We start from the raw sequence: 16,387 nt of genomic DNA on the forward strand, positions 1-16,387 counted from the left end.
CAGCGCCTGAACGATTGGAAGGACGTTTGCATTTATGGACTTGCTGATTACCGTTATTCTGCTCCTCATTTGTCTTGTGGCTTCCAATATCATTAGCCACTATATCCCGCTCATCCCTACTGCGCTGACGCAAATCGCTCTCGGGATCCTCATTGCGCTGGCCTTCAACGGGTTTTCGCTGGAACTGGAGACCGAGTGGTTCCTGCTGCTGTTCGTTGCGCCCCTGTTGTACAACGACGGCCGGTATTTCCCCCGCGATCAACTCTGGAATATGCGCGGGGCGATTCTCGGGAACGCGATCATTCTGGTGGTCTTAACCACGCTGGGAGGCGGGTACCTCATTCATGCGGTGATCCCCGGTATTCCGCTGGTTGCGGCTTTTGCGTTGGCAGCGATCCTCTCCCCTACCGATCCGGTGGCCGTGAACGGGATTGCCAAGCGGATTCATCTCCCGGAGAAGGTGCTTAATCTGGTCCGGGGCGAATCGTTGATCAACGATGCCTCGGGCTTGGTCGCTTTTAACTACGCGGTTGCTGCGGTTGTTACGGGTTATTTTTCGCTGCGGGAAGCCGTGTTCGATTTCTCTTACATGTTCGTAACCGGGGCCTTACTGGGGCTCGTGCTCAGCTTGATCATGACCTGGATCCGCTTCTCCTTGCTCAAACAAGGGATTAAGGATGCTACGCTGCATTCGCTGCTGCAGATTCTGACGCCGTTCCTGATCTTTATCATTACGGAGGATTTCCTCCATGCCTCCGGTGTAATTGCCGTTGTGGTGGGCGGTATCGTGCACTCGCTGCTGCGGGAGCGGACGGAGACGATGCTGGCGGAAGAACAGGTATTAACGGAAAATATCTGGTCCACCGTGCTGTTCATCCTGAACGGGATCGTTTTCCTGCTGCTTGGGTTGAACATCCCGTCGTCGATGCAGGCTACCGTGGATAACCCGAACATCAACAATGTGCTGGCGATCGGTTATGTGCTCGTCGTTGGGGTCGGGATTTTGGCGATTCGTTTCATCTGGTCGCATTTATTTGCGATTTATGAATACCGGAAGGCTAAAGGGGGCGAGGTTGACAAACCTACGGTAAAATCCAGCCTGCTGCTGACCCTGACCGGGGTACGCGGGGCGGTTACGATGGCCGGGGTCCTGTCGATTCCCTATGTGGTCGCCAGCGGCGGTCCGTTTCCGGAACGGTCGTTGATTTTGTTCTTGGCGGCAGGTGTCATCTTGTTTACTTTGATTGTGGCCACGATCTTTTTGCCGTTGCTTAGCAAGGGGGGCGTACCCGGCGTGGAGGCCGACGAGTTCCTCGATATGAATGAAGCCCGTACCCGCGTGCGGCGGGTGGCGCTGAACAAGATCAAAGAGGAGATGAACGAGGACAACAAGGCTGCGGCTTATCAGCTCATAGACGAGTATAGTCGGCTGCTTCATCCGGCCTTTGCTCAGGGGGGAGCGGGGCGTCTGGACCGACCGGTCATGTTGGGAAAAATCACCGAGCTGCACCGGTCCGCACTGAAGGTGGAGCGCAGCTATATTCAGCAGGTGATGTCGGACGGAGGCATGGACAAAGACATGTTCGAGGCCTTCGAGAAAGCCCTGGAACATCGGGAAGAGAAGCTGTCGCAAAGCGGCCGTGCCCGCTTCTTCTTTCTGGTCAGCAGTGCGGTACGGGATTTCCAGCGCGCCAAACGCAAATCCAAGGGATATGCCATGAAGGCCGAAGGAAGAACCATCCAAATTCAAGCGCTGCAAGCTGCACTTGAACACTTGCAAGGGCTGAAGAAAGGGAACGAATCGGACAACCTGGTCCAATTTGTCATCCTGGATTACAAGCGTGTGATCGCTCGATTGAAAGGCAACGAGGATCCATTCAATGAGAAAACGGAAGCGCAGAAGGAAGAACTGCGGCTGCTGGTAATGGACGCCGAACGCGCAGAGATCAGCCGCATGTTCGAAAACGGCGACATTAGCCGGGAACAAGCCCGGGAGCTGCGCCGAACGATCAACCAGATCGAAAGCCTCACCCTCTACGAGCACGAGGAGTAGAGCAAGTGCAAAAGGCGGACCCGCCTCCCGAAACGGATGCGGGTCCGCCTTTTGGGCGTAAGGGCGGGGGCGAAGCGGGAGTGCGGGGTACGGGGTACGGGGGGAGTACTGCGGGGCCTCGCGGGCTTGGCCCCCGCGAGCGTAACGGAACGTAGCGCGCTTATGGGGGCGTATAGCGGACGCCTTCCCAATCTAACGGAACTGAGGGACGCTATTGGGGCGACTGGGCCTGGATTCAGGCCCAAAACCGCCAAATAGCGTCTTTCCGTTCCGTTAGATCGGGAGTCCGGCGTTTTTCGCCCAAATAAGGTCTGCTCGTTCCGTTTCGCGAGCCGCGCGGCGGTGGCGCATCCAACGCGCTTGGGCGGAGCCCCCGCGAGCGTAACGGAACGTAGCGCGCTTATTGGGGCGTATAGCGGACGCCTTCCCAATCTAACGGAACTGAGGGACGCTATTGGGGCGACTGGGCCTGGATTCAGGCCCAAAACCGCCAAATAGCGTCTTTCCGTTCCGTTAGATCGGGAGTCCGGCGTTTTCCGCCCCAATAAGGTCTGCTCGTTCCGTTTCGCGAGCCGCGCGGCGGCGGCGCATCCAACGCGCTTGGGCGGAGCCCCCGCGAGCGTAACGGAACGTAGCGCGCTTATTGGGGCGTATAGCGGACGCCTTCCCAATCTAACGGAACTGGGGGACGCTATTGGGGCGGGTGGGCCTGGAATCAGGCCCAAAACCGCCAAATAGCGTCTTTCCGCTCCGTTAGATCGGGAGTCCGGCGTTTTTCGCCCAAATAAGGTCTGCTCGTTCCGTTTCGCGAGCCGCGCGGCGGCGGCCCCCCGCGGGGCTTGGCTCCCGCGAGCGTAACGGAACGTAGCGCACTTATGGGGCGTATAGCGGACACCTTCCCAATCTAACGGAACTGAGGGACGCTATTGGGGCAGGTTGGCCTGGAATCAGGCCCAAAACCGCCAAATAGCGTCTTTCCGTTCCGTTAGATCAGGAGTCCGGCGTTTTCCGCCCCAATAAGGTCTGCTCGTTCCGTTACGTGAGCCGCGCGGCGGCGGCCCCCCGCGGGGCTTGGCTCCCGCGAGCGTAACGGAACATAGCGCGCTTATTGGGGCGCATAGCGGACGCCTTCCCAATCTAACGGAACTGAGGGACGCTATTGGGGCGACTGGGCCTGGATTCAGGCCCAAAACCGCCAAATAGCGTCTTTCCGTTCCGTTAGTTCGGGAGTCCGGCGTTTTTCGCCCCAATAAGGTCTGCTCGTTCCGTTACGTGAGCCGCGCGGCGGTGCAGCCCCGCGGGGCTTGGCCCCCGCGAGCGTAACGGAACGTAGCGCACTTATGGGGCGTATAGCGGACGCCTTCCCAATCTAACGGAACTGGGGGACGCTATTGGGGCTACTGGGCCTGGATTCAGGCCCAAAACTGCTAAATAGCGTCTTTCCGTTCCGTTAGTTCGGGAGTCCGGCGTTTTTCGCCCCAATAAGGTCTGCTCGTTCCGTTACGTGAGCCGCGCGGCGGTGCAGCCCCGCGGGGCGGAGCCCCCGCGAGCGTAACGGAACGTGAGCGCTCCCGCCAGGGCTCATCAGGATCACCCTCGCCGCGCGAGGATCATAAACCGATGCTCCCGGCTGGACACATATCCGGTTTGCTCCAATTGGTCCTGCAACTCGCATAACTTCTCGAAACAACGTTCCACGGAGAAACCGGCAAATTCCCATTCGATGATTTTGGCATAATAAACGAGCGCGCCGATCTCCCTAAACCTCACCTCGGGAAAAAACTCCTGCTGCACTTCGACGGTGTACCCCGCTTCGGTCAAATCGCGAACCGTGTGGGCCAAATCGAAATTAGCCGGCGTCTCCATCGCTCCCTCGCCGAGCAAATACCGCGACAGCTCCCGGTTATTCTGACCTCCGACCTGTTGGGTAATAAACACCCCGCCCGGTTTTAGAATCCGGTAGACCTCCCTGGCCGAAAACGATTCATGGCGATTAATGACCAGATCGAAAAATTCATCTTGATACGGCAGCCGGTCATCCTCCTCCACCTTAGCGACTTCAATTCCATACGCAGGCAGCTTGGCCTGGCACAGCTCATAGTTGGGTTGATAAGCTTCCGTCGCATAGGTGCGGCCCGGCGGAGGGGACAAGGACAACAGAAACTCGCCTCCGCCGGTTCCCATATCGAGCATGACCGTCTCTTGATGCAGGTGCTGCTGGACCATGGCCCTATAATCCCAAGGCAGTTCCTCTTCCTCCAGCCGTCCGTTCAGTGCGGAAAAGTCCCAGCCTTGAAAACCCTTGGCTTCCTCCGCTTCCCACAACTTCTTCAGTTCACTTCGTTCCAATCCAACCACTCTCCCCGTCCTAGTTCCGCGCGACAATTTCCTGCAACGCCTTCTCCAGCGTATCGTAATGGAAGGAGAAGCCCGCCTGCTGCAGCCTTTCCGGCAAAACCCAGCGACTCTTCAGCACCAGCTCGGTTTCCGTGCGGATGAGGCGAGCGCCGAACTCCAGCATCCAGCGCGGGGCAGGCAGTCCCATCGGAACGCCCATCGCCCGGCGCAGGCTGGCCATCAGCTCCCGATTCGTGACCGGGTTCGGAGCGGAAGCGTTAAATACGCCGTCCAGCTCGGGACGTTCCTGCAGAAACCTGACGATGCGGAACAGGTCCTCCATGTGAATCCAACTAAACTGCTGACGCCCGGACCCTTGGGCCCCACCCAGCCCGAAGCGGACCAGGTTGCGCAAGGGGCCCATCACTCCGCCGTGATCCAACACGATGGCGATGCGCAGTGCAATTTGCCGCGTAGCTGGGAGTTCAAAAGAAAAGAACGCTTCCTCCCACGCTTTGGCAACGTCAACCGAAAAACCCGTGCCGATCTCCCCGCGCTCCTCCGTCATCGGGCGGTCCTCCGCATGCCGGTAAATCGTCGCCGTACTGGAGTTGATCCATAACGCCGGCGGGCGCTGGCAGGCGAGGAGGTTTTCCCCAAGCAAGCGCGTCGTCTCCGTCCGGGAATCCAGGATGAGTCGTCGGTTCTCCGGGGTGTAGCGGCAATTCACAGATCGGCCTGCCAGATTGATCAGCAGGTCCGCCCCTTCCAACGCCTCCACGATGGCGTTCTGATCCTCCCAAGGGATATGGGGAGCTTGTCTGGAAATGACCTTAACCTCAGCTCCCTGTTCCTTAAACCGCCGCGCAAACGCCTGTCCGACAAACCCCGTACCTCCTGCCAATACGACCTTCGACATGTGATCCGCTCCTTCGCTTTGACATTTTGTTCATTATACCATGGGCGGAAGGGTGATTTTTTCCAAACTCGAGGGTTCCAAAATCGGGAGTTGTGTGAAGGACGAAGTTAGGCGATAATGCTCCTAAGTTGAGTTGAAGCTTCTGATGCACAAATGAGGAGGATGAACGTGGACAAATTCGGCATGTACGCCAAATTCACGACAAAACCCGGAGCGCGCGACCAGTTGGTTGACATTTTGCTGGAAGCAGCCGCGGGGGCCGGAGCTGTACCGGACTGCGAGCTGTATGTAGTCAACGTCTCGGAGACGGAGCCCGATACCGTGTGGGTCACAGAGGTATGGAGCAGCGCGGAAGCTCATGCCGCCTCGCTGCAAGATGAAGCCACGCGGGCGATGATTCAACGCGCCATGCCGCTGATCGCCCGGCGTGGAGTCGATTCCGCTCCGCCCGGTTGGCGGAAAGGGCATCAAGTAGGCCGCTCCCGGCCTTCCTGCTTCCTGCTTTCCGCTTTGCGGAGGGAGTCGATGGCAGCGGCTCGCACGAAATGCAAAAGTGCAGCTCGTTTCCGCCATTTCGCGCCAATTCGGGCGGTCAAATGTAAAAGTGCAGGCGATTTCCGGCAAATCGCCGACTCTCTCGGATTCGTCCCCGAATCAAATGCACTTTTGCACTTCGTCCGCTTTGGAAGCGAAATTTGCGGAAAATCAGCTGCACTTTTGCAGTTGGCTTGTGGCCCTGGCGGGGAAAGACCAGCCCTGAGCCCTGAGCCCAGAACCGCAAAAAGCCCTGTTCCCACCCTACCATCGGAACAGGGCTTTTCGCGGTTTATGCTTGCAGTTCTTTCACGATGCTGCGGACTGCGTCAACGAGCGGCGTGGCCGGCCGGCCCAGCAGCGCTTCCAGGTCGCCGCTCGGAACGTCCAGCGCGCCTTCGCGGATCGAGCGCTGGATGGACACGAGGAACGGCACCACCGGTTCCGGTACGCCCGCACCGCGCATCGCTTCAGTGTATCCAGCATCGTCGACGTGCTGTACGAGCACCTCGCGGCCCAAGGCCTCGCCGATGATCCGGGCCAGCTCGGCATGCGTAATCGGCGTGCCTGACAGCTCATAGGCCTTGTTCTCATGGCCGTTGCCAGTCAACACTGCCGCTGCGGCTTGCGCATAGTCCTCGCGCGTGGCCCAGCCGACCTTGCCCTCTCCGGCGGACGTCACGAGCGGCGCGCCAGCCAGAATTCCCTGGATCGTGCCGGTCTCATTCTCGATGTACCAGTTGTTGCGCAGGAACACATAAGGAATTCCCGTCTTCGCGATCGCTTCCTCGGTCGCTTTATGAACGGGCGCCAGCTCCAGCGAATTATCCGTAGCGTTCACCACGCTCGTATAAGCGATGAGTTGAACCCCTGCCCGCTGCGCTGCCGCAACGGCCGCCAAATGCTGGCGGACCCGCGCATCGTTATCGCCTTGCGTCGATACGATCAAGAGCCGTTCCACCCCGGCAAAAGCCGTATCCAACGAAGCGGGATCCTCGAAGTCCCCCCGCCGCACGTCCACGCCCCGGGCGCGGAGCGCGCTGGCTTTCTCCGGATCGCGCACGCTAACCGCCAACTGCTCGGTCGGCACCTTTGCGAGCAGCGCGTCCACCACCTTGGCCCCGAGCTGACCCGTTGCCCCTGTCACTAAAATCTTCATCCTGGAATCCTCCTTATCAAATAAGTTGCCATAAAGTCACCATTCACTTGTAACCATTATAGTTACAACGATATAGGAAGTCAATTCTCTTCGCGCAGCAGTTCCCTTAGCATTCCCTCTCGATGATTGACGAACTCCTTCATGATTATGTAGTGATCGGTCTCTTCCAGCGTGGTCTTCTTGATCCCGTCCGGCGTAAGCTGATACATAAGGCTGTCCGGATACGCCATCAGGATCGGCGAGTGCGTGGAGATAATGAACTGGGAGTGCCGTCCGACCAACTCGTGAATCCGCGCCAGCATCGCCATCTGCCGATACGGAGACAACGCCGCCTCCGGTTCGTCCAAGATGTACAGGCCGCGCCCGCTGAAGCGGTTCATAAATGCGGCGAAAAACGATTCCCCATGCGACATCGTATGCAGCGATTTCCCCCCGTAGGAGTCGACGATGCGAGGCTGGGACACCCCCGCTTGATTTTCCCGATCCAACTTATCGATCTCCGTCGCCAGGTTATAATAACTCTCCGCCCGGAAAAAGAACCCGTCCCGCGGCCGTATCGGCCCCCGCACGGTGCGCAGATAGCGATGCAGCTCGGAGTGGGTCTCAGCCGTCGCGAAGCTGAAATTCATTGTGCCGCCTTCCGGGTTGAACCCCAGGGCGACGGCGATGCCCTCCAGGAGCGTGGATTTGCCCATGCCGTTTTCGCCGACGATGTAGGTAACCTTCGGATGGAAGTCCAGTCGTTCCAGCGACGAGACCGCCGGCAGATGGAAGGGATATTCGGCAAACGTCGGCACCTCCTGCCGCTGCAGCGTGATTCCCCGCAAATAGGCACTTAACTCCATCAGGCGCCGCCCCTTTCCGCATCCAGCCCGCCGTGGTACAAGCTATGATAGAATCCGCGCTGACGCAGCAGCTCCTCGTGCGGGCCCTGTTCAGCCAGACGGCCTTCCTTCAAGACGAGAATTTTGTCGGCCTGGCGGATCGTATTCAACCGGTGGGCGATCACGAAGCTCGTTCTTCCTTGCATGAGCCGCTGCAGGCCCTCCTGGATTTTGATCTCCGTCACAGTATCGATGCTGCTCGTCGCCTCGTCCAGCACGAGGATTGCCGGATCGGCCAGAATCGCCCGCGCGATGGCCAGCAATTGACGCTGCCCTTGGCTGATGCCGCCGCCGTCCGCGCCAAGCACCTTATCGTAGCCGCCGGGCATCCGCACGATGAAGGAATGCGCATTCGCCAGCTTGGCGGCTTCCTCCACCTCCGCATCGGTCGCATCCAGCCGCCCGAAGCGAATGTTCTCCCGGATCGTGCCCTGGAAGAGGAACGAATCCTGCAGCACAAACGCCATCTGCGAGCGCAAGCTGTCGCGCCGGAGCGTCCGGATATCGCAGCCGTCAACCGTGATCGTCCCCCGGGACGGCTCGTAGAAGCGCGAGAGCAACTGGATCAGCGTCGTTTTGCCGGCCCCCGTCGGTCCGACCAAGGCGACCGTCTCTCCCGGGTTCGCCGTAAAGCTGATCGCCTCCAACGTATCGCCGTCGTCGTTTTCATTTTCCTCATAGGAGAAGTAGACGCCCGAAAAGACCACCTCGCCCCGCACCAACGACAGCTCCGCCGCCTCTTCTTCGTCGCCAGCTTCGATCTCCTCGTCCAGCACCTCGAACACCCGCTCCGCGCCGGCGATCGCCGACAACAGCGTGTTCCACTGGTTCGCCAGGTCATTCAGCGGCCGGGTAAATTGCCGCGCATACTCGACGAATACGACGATCACCCCAACCGTCACTCCGGCACTGCCGCGCACGGCCAGCACCCCACCGATCCCGGCCACGATGGCGAAGCTCAGGTTGTTCAGCCCGTTCATCAGCTTCGGGATGAAGCCGGAGATCGTCTGCGCCCAGAAGCTGGAGCTGCGAATCGCCTCATTCCGTTCGCGGAAGCCTTGAAGCACTCGCTGCTCTTGGGAGAACGCCTTAATGATCCGCTGCCCCGACAACGTCTCCTCAATGTAGCCGTTCAGGCTGCCGAGTTCCTGCTGACGCTGCTTGTACAGCGGCCCTGTCCGCTTCGTGATCCAGCGCATCCCGGCCATCATCAGCGGCACCACAAGGAACGTCAGCAACGTCAGCAGCGGGCTGAGATACAACATCACGGCGACCGTACCGGCCAGCGTCAGCACGCTGGAGAAGATCTGGATCGCCGAGCTGTTCAGCGTCGAGCTGACATTGTCCATATCGTTGGTCAGCCGGCTCATGATCTCGCCTTGCTGGCGTTTGCCGTAATACGGAATCGGCAGCCGGTGCAACTGGGCAAACAGCTCGGAGCGCATGCGATACACCGTCTCCTGGGCGATTCCGATCATCCAGATGTTTTGCAGCCAGGAGGTGAGCGAAGAGCCGGCAAATACCAACGTCAGTCCGATAAGGAACATCACCCAAGGCCGACCTCCGCCCGCCTCCAGGTAATCGTCCACCGCCATCCCGACCAGGTACGGGCCCAGCAGCGCCAGCCCCGAGCTGAAGACGACCATCAGCAGAACGGCGGCCAACCGGGCTTTATGGGCAGACAGGTAGCTCCAGATCCGGCCCAGCGTGCCGGACCAGTTCTTAGCCCGCACCTTGGGTCTTACGCCGCCGGGTCCGCCCCCGTGGCCGGGCCGCCGCGGCCCAGATGCCGCCGCTGCCTGTAGATCCTGACGCGCTCCTCCGCCCTGCGGGGCCTGCGAGGATGGCCCCAGCCCCGGCTTCGGGTACGGATGGCGAAACGGTTCAGTGAAGGTCTTGAACGGCATGGGTCTCCGCCTCCTTTCCTTGCTGGGATTCACAAATCCGCCGGTACAATTCCGAACGCTGCAGCAATTCCTCATGCTTGCCGCTGGCGATCAGCCGCCCGTCATCCAGCAGCAAAATCAGATCGGCCGCTACCGTGGAGCTGATCTTCTGCGTAATCAGCAGCGTTGTACAGGAGAGGCGCGAGACTTCCTCCAGCAAAGCCGCCTCCGTGCGGACGTCCAGCGCGCTCGTGCTGTCGTCCAGGATGAGGATGGCCGGCTGCCGCACCAGCGCCCGGGCGATCGACAAGCGCTGCTTCTGTCCGCCGGACAGATTGACGCCGCGCTGGCCGAGCCGCGTCTCGTAGCCGTGCGGCTGGCGCTCGATCGTGTCGTGGATCTGCGCCTGCCGGGCGGCAGCCCGGATTTGCTCCGGCGTCGCCTCCTCGCGGCCCCAGGCGATATTCTCCCGGATCGTTCCGGAGAATAACATGACCTCCTGCGGCACATAACCGATGGCGCGGCGCAGCCGCTTCCGGTCCCACTCGCGGATGTCGATCCCGTCGATGCGAATTGTCCCTTCCGTTGGCTCGTACATGCCGGGGATCAACTGTACCAGCGACGATTTTCCCGATCCGGTCGCGCCCATGATGGCTATCCGCTGCCCCGGTTCCGCCGCAAACGAGACCCGCTCCAACGCCATCTCTTCGCGGCCCGGATAGCGGAAGGAAACCTTGCTAAACTCGATGCGGCCCTGGATCGGCGCCACCGCCTCCTCCGCCGCCGCTACCTTCCCAGCCGTTGCCCCCAGCTCTCCCTCCGTCTCCGCACCAACCGCCTCCGCCACGCGGCCTTCCCGCTCGCCGGCCGGATCGTCCTCCTCCAGCACCTCGCGCACCCGCCCGGCGGACGCCGCTCCCCGCGACAGGGAGCTCATGATCCAGGACAACGCGGAGAGCGCGCCGATCGTCCGCAGCGAATAGTTGATGACGGCGACCACTTCACCCACGCTGGCGCCGCCGTCCGCGATTTCAATCCGTCCGAACCACAACACCGCAATGATCCCGGCGTTCATGATGAACAGCAGGAACGGCATCGTCGTCTCCGTCAGCTTCAACGCGGCGACCGTACCCTGGCGCAAATCCCGGTTGCGCTGCTCAAAACGCCCGATCTCATGCGACATCCGGACGAATACGCGAATGAGCCGCATGCCGGTCAGATTTTCCTGAATCAGCCCGTTAACGCTGTCCGTGCGCCGCTGCACCGTACGAAATAAAGCGGACGCTCTGCGGATCATCCACAACACGAACCCCAGCAGAACAGGAACGGTGACGGTCAGCAGCAGCCCCAGCTTCACATGCACGACCAGAGCCATCCCGACGCTGCCAATCACAACCAGCGGCACCCGCGAGGCAAAGCGCAAGCACATGAAGATAACGTCCTGCAGCACAGTAATATCCCCGGTCAGCCGGGTAATTAACGATGAAGCGGCGAAACGGTTAAACACCGCATACGAAAAAGACTGTACCTTCTCGTACAGCCGATCGCGCAGATCGTAACCGAAGCCTTGGCTCACATGCGAGGCGAAGAAGGAGCTGGCAATCCCGGCCAGGAACGCTGCCAAAGCGCTCGCCATCAGCACCCCGCCCCAAATCCAGGCGACGGTCACGTCGTGCTGCCGAATCCCGTGGTCGATGATCCGCGAGATGATCAGCGGCTGAACCAGTTCCACCGCCAGCTCGATCAGCAGCATGACGACCGCCGAGATGGCGGCGATCCGGTATTTCTTGAAAATAGCGGTCATAACGGACATCCTGATTCCTCCAGTCCGGGTGATTCCGTAAGAATCGCCAAGTTGGTAAACTATTCTGTTTTATTATAAAACAGATGGAGGCCTCGCTCTAATATTTTCGGTTATCCACCTCCAATTCGGCGGTCACTTCGGTAAAGACGGTTTCGGGGGTGACGATCCTTTTGGGCAGCGTCCGCCCTTCCATCAGTTCTCTTACCGCCTGCATCAGATTCGGCCCGAGCAGCGGGTTGCATTCCACCACCGCGTTGATTTTGCCCTCGGCCATGCTTGTCAGCGCCCTGCGCGTTCCGTCGACGGATAGGATCACGATATCTTTCCCCGGCTTGAGCCCGTAAGCCTCGATGGCTTCGATAGCGCCCAGCGCCATGTCGTCATTATGCGCGTACAGCACATCGATCTCCCCGCCATGACGCTGCAAGAAAGAGCGCATAACCTCCTCCCCCTGCTCCCGCGTAAAATCAGCATGCTCGCTCTCCAGCACCTCGAATCGCTCATCGCCGAGAACCATATCCGCGAATCCCCGGCCGCGATCAATGGACGGTGTCGATCCTTCTGTCCCTTTGAGTTCCACGATTTGGATCGGCCCGGGGTGACCGACCATTTTGTCCAGCAGAAATTTGCCCGCCTTCTTCCCTTCTTCGTACAAATCCGAGCCAATTAGGGTCACATAATTGGAAGCATCCACCGCCCTGTCGACGATAATGACCGGGATTCCGGCCTGCTCGGCTTCGTTCAGAATCGGTCCCCATCCGGTCTGGATGACCGGAGCGATCGCAATCACATCAACCTTGCGCGAGATAAAGCTGCGGACCGCCTCAAACTGCTTCTCCTGCGATTGCTCGGCATTTTCGAACAACAGCTCAATGCCTGCCTCTTTGGCCGCCGTCTTGATCGATTGGCTGTTCGCGTTCCGCCAGTCGCTCTCCGAGCCCAACTGGGAGAACCCCAGCTGGGTTCGGTGTTTCGCCGCGGCCGGCTCTGCGGACGCAAGCTCCGGACTTGAGGTCACATAGGTCGTCGCCGGATCCGTCTCGATGCGGACCGAAGCTTCTTCTGCGGTGCCGGTCTGGCAGCCGGAGAAGATCAACAGAAACGCAAGCAGGGCCAGTAAAGACATCGGTTTGGTTAAAATGGAACGATGGTGCCTATGCATAACTCGTCTCCCCCTATTTCGTGATCTCCCATTATCCGGAAGCTTATCACAAGCGCTTTCATCGGAAAAGAGCGAAAAAAACCTGGGCGTCTCGTCGCCTCAGGTTCTTTTCGTGAATATCCCCGTGGGTTTCCCCTACCCTCGCTCAGCCAGCTGCCGCTCCCCCAGCAGCCTCTGCAGCAAGATAAACAGCAGAAGCAGTACGCCGATCACAATCCGCGTCCACCAAGAGCTAAGGGTGCCTTCAAAGCTGATGATCGTCTGAATTACGCCCTGAATCATGACCCCAAAGAAGGTGCCAACGACATACCCCACACCGCCGGTCAGCAGCGTTCCGCCGATCACTACCGCAGCGATTACGTCCAGCTCCATCCCGTTCGCATGGAGCCCGTAACCGGACAGCATATAGAACGTGAACACGACGCCCGCCAGCGCGGAGCACAACCCGCTGAAGCCGTACACCATTAATTTCGTGCGGGCGACCGGCAGCCCCATCAGCAGGGAGGACGCCTCGCTCCCCCCGATGGCATACGTGTTGCGGCCGAACTTCGTGTAGTGGGCCAAGTAAATCCCAAGGGCAACCACCGCCAAAGCGATGATCACGCTAATGGACACGAAGTGATCGCCCGGCAGCTTGATCTTCGTTTGGGCCGCTGCCGTATAGAAAGCGTTGTCGATCGTAATCGTGTTAATGCTGATGACGTAACACAGACCGCGGGCCAGGAACATCCCCGCCAGCGTAACGATAAACGGCTGGATGTGGAAATAATGGATCGCCGCGCCCATTGCGGTTCCGAATCCCGTCCCCAGGATCAGAACGAGTAAAATCACAAGCGCGGGCGGCCACCCCTGCTGCAGCAAGCTCGCGGACACCATCGTCGTCAGAGCGATCATCGAGCCGACGGACAAATCGATCCCGCCGGACACGATCACGAACGTCATGCCCACCGCGGAAATCAGCAGAAAGGCGTTGTCGATCAGCAGATTTAGCAGCACCTGACCGGAGAAAAATCCCGTATACCGGAACGAACCGGCGATAAACATCAGCAGAAAGAGGCCGATCGTAACTCCTAACGGAATATAATTGCGCTTAAGCATGCGGCTTCACCCCCGGTTTCGCTGCGGCCGGCGTGCCCGGTTTCCGTCTTCCGCTCAGGGCGGCCCGGAATTGTTCGGATTGAATGAAACACACCGCAAGGACAACTACCGCTTTCACGACCAGCGTGATTTCCGGCGGTACGCCCACCATGTAAATCGTTGTCGTCAACGTCTGAATAATCAGCGCCCCCACCAGCGTTCCCGTCAAATGAAAGCGCCCCCCGTTCAAGGAGGTCCCGCCGACAACCACGGCTAAAATCGCGTCCAGCTCGTACCATTGTCCGGCATTGTTCCCGTCCGCGCTGGATACGTTGGAGCTGAGCAGCAAACCTGCGATCCCCGCGCATAAGCCGCAGAACGAATAGACGGCCAAGGTCACCGTCCGCGACCGGACGCCGGCCAGCCGGCTGGCGGTAGGCTTGCACCCGACCGCCTCGATGAAGAGGCCGAGTGCGGTTTTACGGGTCAGCAAGGACGCCGCCGTAAACAGGATCGCAACCACAAAGATGGAAAACGGCAGCGAAAGCCAAAACCCCGCCCCCAGGTACTGATATTTCGGGCTCTGCACCGTGATGATCTGCCCGTTCGTAATCAGTTGTGCGATTCCTCGCCCGGCCACCATCAGCACCAAGGTGGCGATGATCGGCTGAATGCCGATCCGGGAGACGAGAAATCCGTTCCAGAGGCCCAGCGCGGCGGACAGAACCAGCGCGAGGACGGCGGCGGACAGCACGGTCAACCAGCCGTTCTGATCCGCGGCCCGGCTGATCTGCAAGCAGGCCATCGCCCCCGCAATCGCTACAACCGAACCTACGGACAGGTCGATCCCCCCGGTTGCGATCACCAGCGTCATTCCGATCGCAACGAGAATCAGCGGGGAGCCAAAATTCAGAATGTCGATCAGACTGCCGTAGAGATGACCGTCCCGCATTTTGATCGAGAAGAAATCCGGCGAATAGATCAAATTGAACAGGAGCAACAAGGCGAGCACGAGCAAAGGCCACAGCAAACGATGTTTCTTCATCCCTTCTCCCCTCCCGCGATCACCTGCATCACCTGCTGCTGATTCATTTCGGCGCGTCTCATTTCCTTCACCTTCCGGCGGTCGCGGAGTACGGCGATCCGATCGCTGACCCGCAGCACCTCCTCCAGCTCGGAGGAGATGAACAACACGCTCATCCCCTTCTCCGCCAGCGTCAATACCAGCTTCTGAATTTCCATCTTGGCGCCGATGTCGATCCCGCGGGTCGGCTCATCCAGAATGAGCAGCTTCGGTTCGGTCACCAGCCAGCGGGCCAGCAGAACCTTCTGCTGATTGCCGCCGCTCAGATTGCGGATCAATTGCTCCGAATCGGGCGGATGAATATTCAAGAGGCGAATATACGCCTCCGCAATTTCCTCCTGGCGTTTGCGCGGAATCGCGCGGAACCATCCCTTTGCCGCCTGAAGCGCCAATACGATATTTTCCCGAACCGTCAAATCGTCGATAATGCCTTCCTTCTTCCGGTTCTCGGAGCAAAAGGCGATGCCTTCGTCGATGGCCTGACGGGGGGAGTGAATGCCACCTCTCCCTCCGCTGTCGGCCATGTGCAGGCTCCCTTGATCATGCCGGTCCGCCCCGAAGAGCAGGCGGGCCATTTCGGTCCGTCCGGAGCCAAGCAATCCAGCTAGACCCACGATCTCCCCTCGGTGAATCTGCAGATCAAAGGGCTCGATCGCCCCTTGCTTCCCTAATCCCTCCGCACTCAGCAGCAGTTCCCCCGCCGGCTTGCCGCCGTCCTCCGCCGAGCTGGAGAACCCCTCCAGCAGCTCCAGCTCTTTGCCGATCATCTTCGACACCAGTTCGATCCGGGGAAGCTCCTTCACCAGATATTCCCCTATGAACTCCCCGCCGCGCAGGATCGTAATGCGGTCGGATATCTCGTAGACTTGATCCAGAAAATGCGTGACGAACAAAATCGCCAGCCCTTCCTTCTTCAGCTTCCGCATAATCGCAAACAGCTGCTGAACCTCGCCATGATCCAAGCTGGAGGTGGGTTCATCCAGGATCAACACTTTGGCGGAAATGCTGAGCGCCCGCGCAATGGCAATCAACTGCTGAACCGCAACCGAATAAGAATCGAGCGGAAGGGTCACATCGATGTCCAGATGCAGCCGTTCCTTCAGCAGACGCTCCGCGTTCCGGTTCATCTCCTTCCAACGAACCCGGCCGAACCGGTAAGGCTCGTGGCCGATATACATATTTTCCGCCACGGACAAGTTCGGACAGAGGTTGATCTCCTGATACACGGTGCTGATGCCGGCAAGCTGCGCCTCCTGAGGACTATGCACCCGGACCGGCTTCCCTTCCATCTCCACAAGGCCTTGATCGGCGGCGTAAACTCCGGTCAGCACCTTGATCAAGGTCGATTTGCCGGCGCCGTTCTCGCCCATCAGCGCATGCACCTCACCGGGGAACAGCCGGAAATTCACGTTTTTCAATGCTTTTACGCCGGGGAACGTTTTATGAATCCCCGACAGATGCAGAATCGGTTGCATATCCGTCATCTCG

Annotated in this window: 11 protein-coding genes and 1 pseudogene; 2 read left to right on the forward strand and 10 right to left on the reverse strand. The window is 59.5% G+C overall.

The window, feature by feature from the left end; genetic code table 11:
- The first annotated feature begins 34 nt into the window (after positions 1-34).
- Positions 35-2,053 (forward strand): Na+/H+ antiporter, encoded by a 2,019-nt coding sequence (locus BN3795_RS00840; protein ID WP_068782857.1) that lies wholly within the window; start codon positions 35-37, stop codon positions 2,051-2,053.
- 1,590 nt (positions 2,054-3,643) lie between these two features.
- Here the strand turns inward: BN3795_RS00840 and BN3795_RS00845 are convergent.
- Positions 3,644-4,411, reverse strand: a complete 768-nt coding sequence (locus BN3795_RS00845) for a class I SAM-dependent methyltransferase (RefSeq protein ID WP_232729813.1) — start codon at positions 4,409-4,411, stop codon at positions 3,644-3,646.
- A 10-nt stretch (positions 4,412-4,421) separates the two neighbouring features.
- Entirely contained in the window at positions 4,422-5,309 is an 888-nt protein-coding gene (locus tag BN3795_RS00850) for a TIGR01777 family oxidoreductase (protein ID WP_068782859.1), read from the reverse strand.
- A 183-nt stretch (positions 5,310-5,492) separates the two neighbouring features.
- Here BN3795_RS00850 and BN3795_RS26120 point away from each other — a divergent pair.
- A pseudogene (locus tag BN3795_RS26120) lies at positions 5,493-5,651 on the forward strand (putative quinol monooxygenase); the annotation flags it as partial.
- A gap of 484 nt (positions 5,652-6,135) precedes the next feature.
- On the opposite strand, the gene BN3795_RS00860 reads toward BN3795_RS26120, so the two are convergent.
- The 8 genes from BN3795_RS00860 to BN3795_RS00895 form a co-directional block, all read right to left on the reverse strand.
- The gene (locus BN3795_RS00860) at positions 6,136-7,002 is read right to left on the reverse strand and encodes an SDR family oxidoreductase (RefSeq protein ID WP_068782861.1); all 867 of its coding nucleotides are present in this window, start codon (positions 7,000-7,002) and stop codon (positions 6,136-6,138) included.
- A gap of 80 nt (positions 7,003-7,082) precedes the next feature.
- A complete protein-coding gene (locus tag BN3795_RS00865) occupies positions 7,083-7,847 on the reverse strand; it encodes an AAA family ATPase (protein WP_068782862.1) in 765 nt (254 codons plus the stop codon).
- A complete protein-coding gene (locus BN3795_RS00870; protein ID WP_068782863.1) occupies positions 7,847-9,793 on the reverse strand; it encodes an ABC transporter ATP-binding protein in 1,947 nt (648 codons plus the stop codon). The genes BN3795_RS00865 and BN3795_RS00870 overlap by 1 nt, the downstream gene beginning before the upstream one ends.
- Entirely contained in the window at positions 9,771-11,585 is a 1,815-nt protein-coding gene (locus tag BN3795_RS00875; RefSeq protein WP_068782864.1) for an ABC transporter ATP-binding protein, read from the reverse strand. Before BN3795_RS00875 ends, BN3795_RS00870 begins: the two co-directional genes overlap by 23 nt.
- A gap of 88 nt (positions 11,586-11,673) precedes the next feature.
- Positions 11,674-12,738 carry an ABC transporter substrate-binding protein gene (locus tag BN3795_RS00880; protein ID WP_232729814.1) on the reverse strand — a complete coding sequence of 355 codons (1,065 nt, stop codon included), beginning with the start codon at positions 12,736-12,738 and terminating at the stop codon, positions 11,674-11,676.
- Between the two features lie 135 nt (positions 12,739-12,873).
- A complete protein-coding gene (gene yjfF, locus BN3795_RS00885; RefSeq protein ID WP_068782865.1) occupies positions 12,874-13,836 on the reverse strand; it encodes a galactofuranose ABC transporter, permease protein YjfF in 963 nt (320 codons plus the stop codon).
- Positions 13,829-14,860 (reverse strand): ABC transporter permease, encoded by a 1,032-nt coding sequence (locus BN3795_RS00890; protein WP_068782866.1) that lies wholly within the window; start codon positions 14,858-14,860, stop codon positions 13,829-13,831. Before BN3795_RS00890 ends, yjfF begins: the two co-directional genes overlap by 8 nt.
- On the reverse strand, positions 14,857-16,383 hold the full coding sequence (locus tag BN3795_RS00895) for a sugar ABC transporter ATP-binding protein (protein WP_068782867.1): 1,527 nt from the start codon (positions 16,381-16,383) through the stop codon (positions 14,857-14,859). The genes BN3795_RS00890 and BN3795_RS00895 overlap by 4 nt, the downstream gene beginning before the upstream one ends.
- Between the last annotated feature and the right edge of the window lie 4 nt (positions 16,384-16,387).

Source organism: Paenibacillus phocaeensis, assembly GCF_900021165.1.
GTDB classification, from domain to species: Bacteria; Bacillota; Bacilli; order Paenibacillales; family Paenibacillaceae; genus Fontibacillus; species Fontibacillus phocaensis.